Genomic DNA, 6,706 nt, shown 5'->3' on the forward strand with positions numbered 1-6,706 from the left:
CCCGCAGCCGCGCCTCGGCCCGGCCTCGGGCCGCACCGGTCGTCACGATCAGCAGCGAGTCGCCGCGGCGCAGCGGCGTGCGGGCATCCGGCACGAACGCCTCCCGGTCGCGCACGATCAGCGTCACGTTGGCTCCCACCGGCAGCCGCAGCTCGAAGACCTCCACGCCGTGCAGCTGCGACTCCGGCCCGACCTGCACCTGGAGCACGTCGGCGCCCAGCTCCTCCAGGGGCGTGGTCTCCAGCTCGAGGTCCACCGTGTGGTGGTCGCCGGTGATGCCCAGCCGCCGGGCCACCCACGGCAGGGCCGGGCCCTGGACGATCGTGAAGATGATGACGAGGTTGAAGACGAGGTTGAACAGCCACCCGGTATGCGGTGTGCCCACCGTGAGCGGGACGGTCGCCAGCACGACGGGCACCGCGCCACGCAGCCCTGCCCAGGACAGGAAGAGCTGCTCACGCAGCGGCATCGGGAACGGCAGCATCGACAACAGCACCGACGCCGGACGGGCCACGAGCAGCAGCACCAGGCCGATGGCGATGGCGGGGACGATCTGTGGGACGAGCTGGGACGGCGACGCCTCGAGCCCCAGCAGCACGAACAGCCCGATCTGGGCCAGCCAGCCCATCGCCTGGGCGAACGCACGGATCGCCGGCCGGTGCGGCAGGGCGATGTTGCCCAGCACCAGCGCGGCGACGTAGGTGGCGAGGAAGCCGCTGGCGTGGATCTCGACCGCCACGGCGTAGGCGAGGACGGTGAGCGAGAGGATCCCGATGGAGAACAGGCCGGAGGAGGTCGACGCTGCGCGGCGCATGACGAAGCCGCCGAGGAAGCCGACCGCCAGCCCCACCGCTGCGCCCCCCGCCAGCTCTCCGGCGGCGATGAGGACCAGCTGCCACGCCGGGTCGTGCACGGCGCCCGGCACCGCCTGGTGGGCGAGGACGACGACCAGCAGCACGACCGGCGCGTCGTTGAAGCCGGACTCCGCCTCGAGCACACCGGACAGCCGAGCGGGCAACGGGACCCGCCGTAGCACCGAGAAGACCGCGGCCGCGTCCGTGGAGGAGACCACGGCGCCCACGAGGAAGCCGATCTCGAGGGACACGTCGAGGATCCAGTGCGCCGCGAACCCGACGACCACGACGGAGACGACGACGCCGATGGTCGACAACACGGCGGCGGGGGCGACCGCGGAGCGGATGCCTGCCCAGGACGTGGTCAGTCCGCCCTCGGCCAGGATGAGGATGAGCGCGCTGTAGCCGAGCACCTGGGTCAGCTCCGCCGAGTCGAACCGGATGCCGAGACCCTCGTTGCCGATGGCCAGCCCGATCGCGAGGTAGAGCAGCAGCGTCGGCAGGCCGGCCCGGACCGCGAAACGCACGGCCGCGACCGAGACGAGCAGCACGAGGGTGCCGAGCAGGAGCACCGGTGTCAGGTCGTCCAGAGTGAACGCAGGGGGCACTGGCGTCGCGAGCACCAGACCCTCCTCTCCAGGACGTCCCCGGGCCGACCTGAGCGTGCCCTGCGTGCGCTGAGCGGGGCTTTCGGTGGCCTAGTCTCGCAGGGTGTCTCGTCCCAGGCTCCTGCGCCGCATCGGAATCTCGGCTCTCGCTCTCCTCCTGGTCGTGGCGGTGGTCGCTGCCGTCCTCGCGATCGGCCTGGTGCGCCGCTCCTTTCCGCAGACGTCGGGCGAGATCACCGTCTCCGGCCTGACCAGCTCGGTGTCGGTGCTGCGGGACGACCGGGGGGTGCCGCAGATCTACGCGGACAACGCGGACGACCTCTTCCGCGCGCAGGGTTACGTCGCGGCCCAGGACCGGTTCTTCGAGATGGACCTGCGGCGGCACATCACGGCCGGCCGGCTCTCGGAGCTGGTCGGCCCCGACGGGCTGGAGACCGACCGGGTGATCCGCACCATGGGCTGGCGCCGGGTCGCCGAGCAGGAGCTGCCGCGGCTCGACCCCTCGACCCAGCGCTACCTGCGCGCCTACGCCGACGGGGTCAACGCCTACTTGGACGAGCGAGATTCGCAGTCCAAGATCGCGCTGGAGTACGTCATCCTCGGACAGCAGGTGCCCGACTACCGGATCGAGCCGTGGACGCCGGTGGACTCGCTGGCCTGGCTCAAGGCGATGGCGTGGGACCTGCGCAGCGACTACGCCGACGAGCTCACGCGGGCCCGTCTGGCCGACCGCATGTCCGCGGGCCACATCGCGGACCTGTTCCCGCCGTATGACGCGAAGGCCCACCGTCCGATCCTGTCCTCGGCGGACTGGTCACCCACCGCGTCCGAGCGCACGGCTGTCAAGAAGGCCACGGCCACCTCGACGGCAGGACCGGACCGCCAGTCTCCGGGGGCGAAGGAGAAGGCGAAGGACGGAGGGTCCGCCCAGCAGGAGTCCGCTCAGCCGGCGGCCCTCACTGGCGACGCAGGCCCGGCGGTGAACCGGGAAGCGAGTGTGCGAACGGCATACGCGCAGGCGACGAGTGCGGTGCGCGCCGTCCCAGCCACCCTCGGGCAGGGCGACGGCATCGGTTCCAACTCGTGGGTGGTTGACGGCGAGCACTCCACGACCGGCATGCCGCTGCTGGCCAACGACCCACACCTAGGGGTCAGCATGCCGGGCATCTGGTACCAGACCGGGCTGCACTGCCGCACCCTGTCGAAGCAGTGCCCCTTCGACGTGAGCGGCTTCTCCTTCGCCGGGCTGCCGGGCATCGTGATCGGCCACAACGACACGGTCGCCTGGGGATTCACCAACCTGGCGCCCGACGTCACCGACTTCTACCTCGAGAAGGTGCGCGGCGACTCCTACCTGCGGAACGGACGCTACGTGCCGCTGAGACAGCGCACCGAGACGATCAAGGTCGCCGGGCAGAAGGACGAGCACCTCATCGTGCGCGGCACCGTCCACGGACCGGTGATGTCCGACGTGGTCACCTCGGTCAACCAGGCCGGGTCGGCTGCACCGGTGCGGGGCAAGAGGGACCGCCAGCGCTACGAGGTGTCGCTGGCCTGGACGGCACTGCAACCGAACCGCACGGCAGACGCGATCTTCGAGCTCAACGCGGCGCGCAACTGGCCGGACTTCCGTGCTGCCGCCCGCGACTTCGCGGTGCCCGCCCAGAACCTGGTCTACGCCGACACCTCGGGACACATCGGCTACCAGGCGCCGGGGCGCGTGCCGATCCGCAGGTCCGCGACACCGGGATCTCCGCCGGGCTACTGGCCGGCGCCGGGGTGGGACCCGGCCTACGACTGGAAGGGCCAGGTGCCCTTCGAGCAGCTGCCGCACGTGCTGGATCCGAAGGAGGGGTTCCTGGTCACCGCCAACCAGGAGGTCACCGCCAGCAGCTCGCCGTTCCTCACGACCGAGTGGGATGCCGGCTACCGCAGCCAGCGGATCCGCAACCTCCTGCAGCAGAGCCCGAAGGTCAGGCCCGAACGGATGGGGCAGATCCAGATGGATACACGCAACGACTTCGCCCCGGTCCTGGTCAAGCAGTTGCTGGCGGTCGACCTCGGCGGCGACCGGTTCACCGAGGATGGGCAGCGGCTGCTCGAGGGCTGGGACTACACCACGCCGGCGTCCGGCCCGCAGTCCTCGGCGGCGGCCTACTACAACGTGGTGTGGGCGCGCCTGCTCAACCTGACCTTCGACGACGAGCTGCCGCGCGACCTGTGGGCCGACGGGGGCGACCGAGACCGCGCGGCGATGGTGAAGCTGTTGACCCAGCCGCGGAACGCGTGGTGGGACAACAAGCTCACCCCGGGCGTGGTGGAGGGCCGCAGCGAGGTGTTGCGCCAGGCGATGGTCGAGGCCCGGCTCGAGCTGACCCGTTCGATCGGACGGGACCCCTCGACCTGGAGCTGGGGACGGCTGCACCAGCTCGAGCTCAAGCACCAGGTGCTCGGGGGCGACGGTGTGCCCGGCATCGTGCGGGCCCTGTTCAACCGCGGGTCGTGGCAGATGCCTGGCGGGTCGTCGATCGTCGACGCCAACGGGTGGGACGCGTCCGAGGGCTTTGACGTGTCGTGGGCGCCGTCGATGCGGATGGTCGTCGACCTCGGCGACCTCGACGCGTCGCGGTGGGTCAATCAGAGCGGCAACTCGGGGCACCCGTATGCCGACCACTACGACGACCAGGTCGACGCGTGGATCAGCGGCGACACCTACCCCTGGCCGTCGACGCCGGAGGCCGTGCGGGCGGCCAGCGACGAGGAGCTCACCCTCCGCCCCTGACTCCCCCTTGTTGCTGGGAGAGGGCGTCACCGATGACCCCCTTACCCAGCAACTAGCGGGGGATGGTGGGGAGGCGGACGAGGCCGAGCCCGGATGTGACCACGGCGTCGACTGGCTGGTCGTGCGGCTCGTGCGGCAGCGGACCGTCGACCAGCTCCTCGTCGTGCACGACCGCCACCACGAGGGCGCCCGGCGAGCGTCGGGCGAGCGCCCGGTCGTAGCTGCCGCCGCCCTGCCCGAGCCGCACCCCGCCGCGGTCCACCGCCAGCGCCGGGACGACCACGACCTGCGCCGTGCCGATCGCGTCGTGCCCGAGCTCGCTGCCGGTCCTGAGCTGCGCAGCACCAGCTCGCGGCGGGGCGCTCGCCCCGGTCCGATGCTCCGGGTGCTCCGCAGGGCGCCAGTCGAGGTCGAGGTCGGCCTCCAGGACCGGCACGAGGACCCGGACGCCGTGGTCGAGCAGGGCCGCGATGAGCCCCTCCGTCGGCGGTTCGGTGGGCAGGGACTCGTAGGCCGCCACGCACCACGCGCCGCCCGCGCCTCCCTCCGTAGTTGCTGGGGATCGGCGTCGTCGACGACGCCGATCCCCAGCAACTACGCCGGAGGCCGGGGTGGTCACCGGGGGCGGGGCGACCTCGAGCAGGGCCAGGACGGCCCGCGCGATCGCAGCCCCCTCTGTGGCCCGGTCGGCAGCCGGCGCGTGCTCTCGCCTCGCCGCCCGGAGGGTGCGGCGCAACTCGGTCTTGCGTGGATCGGGGAGGTGGGCGGACGGCATACCGGCCATGGTTCCGCACCGGACACCGCTGGGGCGAGCGCCCTCGGACACCGCCGGCGCGAGCGCACCCGGACACGGCTTGCGTGAGGGCCCTCGGACACCCTGGCGTGAGCGCGCTCGGACCGTCCATCCGGGTGCGCTCGCCGAAGAGGTGTCCGGTCACGTGCGGGAGACAGATAACCTCTGGCCATGACCCCATCGCGCACCGATTCCGCACCGTCGCCGCTCGTCAAGGCCGTGATCCCGGCCGCCGGGCTGGGCACCCGTTTCCTTCCGGCCACCAAGGCGACTCCGAAGGAGATGCTGCCGGTGGTGGACAAGCCCGCGATCCAGTACGTCGTGGAGGAGGCGGCCCGGGCCGGGCTGCAGGACGTGCTGATGATCACCGGGCGCAACAAGGTCGCGCTCGAGGACCACTTCGACCGGCACTGGGAGCTCGAGCAGGCCCTCGAGGCCAAGGGTGACGACCGGCGCCTGCAACGGATCCGCAAGTCGGCGACGCTCGGCAACATCCACTTCGTCCGGCAGGGCGAGCCGCTCGGCCTCGGCCACGCGGTGCTGTGTGCGCAGGCGCACGTCGGCGACCAGCCCTTCGCGGTGCTGCTCGGCGACGACCTCATCGACGCGCGCGACCTGCTGCTGGAGCAGATGATCGCGGTGCAGCAGGCCAAGGGCGGCAGTGTCGTGGCGCTGATGGAGGTGCCGCCGGAGCAGACCCATCTCTATGGCTGCGCCGCGGTCGAGGAGACCGACGAGCCCGACGTCGTGCGGATCACGGGTCTGGTCGAGAAGCCCGACCCGGCCGACGCGCCGAGCAACCTGGCGATCATCGGCCGCTACGTCCTCGATCCGTCGATCTTCGGGGTGCTCGAGCAGACGCCCCCGGGCCGTGGCAACGAGATCCAGCTGACCGACGCGCTCCAGGAGCGGGCGGCGGCCAGCGGCGAGGGGGCCGGGGTGCACGGTGTGGTCTTCCGCGGAGGCCGCTACGACACCGGCGACCGGCTCGACTACCTCAAGGCCGTCGTGCGGCTGGCACGAGAGCACAAGGAGCTCGGCGACGACTTCAGCGCCTGGTTGGAGGACTACGTCGCCGAGCTGCGCGACGCCGACCGGACCCCCAGCGCCACCTCGCGATGATCTCCGTCGAGGACCACTTGGCCCGCATCCTCGCGGCTGTGGCCCGGCTCGCGCCGCGTGAGCTGGAGCTGCTGGAGGCGCGCGGGTGCGTCCTCGCGGAGGAGGTCACCAGCCCGGTGCCGTTGCCCGGCTTCACCAACTCGGCGATGGACGGGTATGCCGTCCGCTCCGGTGACGTCGCCGGCGCCAGCGAGGCGTCGCCCGTCGTCCTTCGCGTGGCCGGCGACATCGCCGCCGGCAACACCGAGCACCTCACGCTGCCCGACGACGGGTGCCTGCGGATCATGACCGGCGCGCCGATGCCGGAGGGGGCCGACGCCGTCGTGCCGGTGGAACAGACCGACGGCGGCGTGGACCGGGTCGAGATCCGGGAGGCGGCGGGGGCGGGCCAGCACGTGCGGCCGGCCGGTGACGACCTCCAGGTCGGCGACACCGTCCTGCCCGCCGGCACGGTGCACGGAACGGGGAGGGATGCTATCGGCATACGCGACGCGTTCGTCCCCTTCGCCGAGCAGCACGGGGTGACGATCCTGTCTCCGTTGTTCCC

The 6,706-nt window shown here is 71.9% G+C and carries 5 protein-coding genes; 3 read left to right on the forward strand and 2 right to left on the reverse strand.

Annotated features, from left to right (window positions below; translation table 11 throughout):
* On the reverse strand, positions 1-1,477 hold a 1,477-nt coding region (locus FRW57_RS15135), incomplete at its 3' end, for a potassium/proton antiporter (protein ID WP_152186380.1).
* An 88-nt stretch (positions 1,478-1,565) separates the two neighbouring features.
* On the opposite strand from FRW57_RS15135, the gene FRW57_RS15140 reads away from it, so the two are divergent.
* Entirely contained in the window at positions 1,566-4,244 is a 2,679-nt protein-coding gene (locus tag FRW57_RS15140; protein ID WP_152186381.1) for a penicillin acylase family protein, read from the forward strand.
* A 52-nt stretch (positions 4,245-4,296) separates the two neighbouring features.
* Here the strand turns inward: FRW57_RS15140 and FRW57_RS15145 are convergent, their stop codons facing one another.
* Positions 4,297-5,019 (reverse strand): 5-formyltetrahydrofolate cyclo-ligase, encoded by a 723-nt coding sequence (locus tag FRW57_RS15145; protein ID WP_137119998.1) that lies wholly within the window; start codon positions 5,017-5,019, stop codon positions 4,297-4,299.
* A gap of 189 nt (positions 5,020-5,208) precedes the next feature.
* Here FRW57_RS15145 and galU point away from each other — a divergent pair, with 189 nt between their 5' ends.
* Complete coding sequence (gene galU / locus FRW57_RS15150) at positions 5,209-6,159, forward strand: UTP--glucose-1-phosphate uridylyltransferase GalU (protein ID WP_152186382.1); 951 nt, start codon at positions 5,209-5,211, stop codon at positions 6,157-6,159.
* A partial coding sequence (locus FRW57_RS15155) for a MoeA family protein (RefSeq protein WP_476748655.1) occupies positions 6,156-6,706 on the forward strand: 551 nt, incomplete at its 3' end. The genes galU and FRW57_RS15155, both read left to right, overlap by 4 nt.

Origin of the sequence: Segeticoccus rhizosphaerae (assembly GCF_009192725.1) — a bacterium.
GTDB lineage: Bacteria > Actinomycetota > Actinomycetes > Actinomycetales > Dermatophilaceae > Segeticoccus > Segeticoccus rhizosphaerae.

Bases quoted from the DNA above. Each gene is read 5' to 3' on its own strand.
- galU (WP_152186382.1), top strand. From the start codon at position 5,209: ATGACCCCATCGCGCACCGATTCCGCACCGTCGCCGCTCGTCAAGGCC.
- FRW57_RS15145 (WP_137119998.1), bottom strand. From the start codon at position 5,019: ATGCCGTCCGCCCACCTCCCCGATCCACGCAAGACCGAGTTGCGCCGC.